The following is a 1,529-nucleotide window of genomic DNA, read 5'->3' as shown; positions in this document are numbered from 1 at the left end:
AGCTGGTTGTACTTGGCAACCCTGTCTGTCCTTGAGGGGGCTCCTGTTTTAATCTGTCCTGCATTTGTGGCCACTGCTATGTCAGCTATGGTGCTGTCTTCTGTTTCTCCTGATCGGTGGGAGATGATGCAGGTGTAGCCTGCTCTTTTTGCCATCTCTATTGTGTCCAGGGTTTCTGTTAGGGTGCCTATTTGGTTTACTTTGATTAGGATGGAGTTGGCTGTCTGGGTTTCTATGCCCTGGGATAGCTTCTTGACGTTTGTTACAAAGAGGTCATCGCCTACTATCTGGATCTTATTTCCCAGCCTGTCTGTCATGAGCTTCCAGCCGTCCCAGTCGTCTTCTGATAGGCCGTCTTCTATGGATAGGATGGGGTATTTGTTGACCAGGTTTTCGTAGTAGTCAACCAGCTCTGCTGATGTTAGGACCTTGCCTTCTCCTTCCAGGTTGTATTTGCCGTCTTTATAGAGTTCTGTTGCTGCAACGTCTAGGGCCAGGTATACTTCTTCTCCTGCTTTGTAGCCTGCTTTTTCTATGGCTTCCATGATTACTTTTAGGGCTTCTTCATTTGATGCTAAATCTGGGGCAAAGCCGCCTTCGTCTCCTACTGCTGTGTTCAGGCCTTTGCCTTTTAGTACTTTTTTGAGGCTGTGGAAGATTTCTGTTCCCATTCTTAAGGCATGGGAGAAGGATTCTGCTCCTACTGGCATGACCATGAATTCTTGGATGTCTACGTTATTGTCTGCGTGTTTTCCGCCGTTTAGGATGTTCATCAGGGGTATGGGTAATTGCTTGGCGTTTACTCCTCCTATGTATTGGTACAGGGGCAGGTCTAGTTCTTCTGCTGCGGCTTTTGCTGCTGCTAGTGATACTCCTAGGATTGCGTTTGCTCCCAGCTTGACTTTGTTTTCTGTGCCGTCTAGTTCTAGTAATACCTTGTCTATGCCTATTTGGTCCATTACGTTCATGCCGATTATTTCTGGGGCTATTATTTCGTTGACGTTTTCTACTGCTTTTAGTACTCCTTTGCCCATGTATCTGTCTTTGTCTTCGTCTCTTAGTTCTGCTGCTTCATAGGCTCCTGTGGATGCTCCTGAGGGTACTGCTGCTCTTGCCATGATGCCGCTTTCCAGGTATATTTCTACTTCTACTGTGGGGTTGCCCCTGGAGTCTAGTATTTCTCTTGCGTATAGGTCTGTGATTATTGTCATTTTGTTTTCCTCCTTTTATTTAATACCAACCACAGGGACGGTTCTGCTGGCTGGTTTTTCAGTTTTGCAAGATGACTAAATAAGACTTTCTTTGCTTGGACCAAGTTATGTCAATGTTTTGGTAGGTGTTAATCTATTAGGCTTTGGCCTGTCATTTCTTTTGGTTTTTCTATTTCCAGCAGTTCCAGCATGGTTGGGGCCAGGTCTCTTAGACTGCCTCCATCTCTTAATGTCTTTTCTTCTCTAAGTCCAAGGATAATTACTGGTACTGGACTGGATGTGTGGGCTGTATGGGGTGTGCCTTTTTCTTCTTCAACC

General features: G+C 45.6%; 1 protein-coding gene and 1 pseudogene. Both read right to left on the bottom strand.

Annotated elements, in window-relative coordinates; genetic code table 11:
- Positions 1 to 1,211, bottom strand: a 1,211-nt coding sequence (gene eno / locus K364_RS0105585) for a phosphopyruvate hydratase (RefSeq protein WP_028307194.1), incomplete at its 3' end; no start/stop codon positions are given.
- A 128-nt stretch (positions 1,212 to 1,339) separates the two neighbouring features.
- A pseudogene (locus K364_RS26920) lies at positions 1,340 to 1,529 on the bottom strand (2,3-bisphosphoglycerate-independent phosphoglycerate mutase); the annotation flags it as partial.

Source organism: Desulfitibacter alkalitolerans DSM 16504 (assembly GCF_000620305.1).
GTDB classification, from domain to species: Bacteria; Bacillota; DSM-16504; order Desulfitibacterales; family Desulfitibacteraceae; genus Desulfitibacter; species Desulfitibacter alkalitolerans.
Note: the sequence above shows the minus strand (reverse complement) of the source record. Positions and strands in the feature narration are given on the sequence as shown.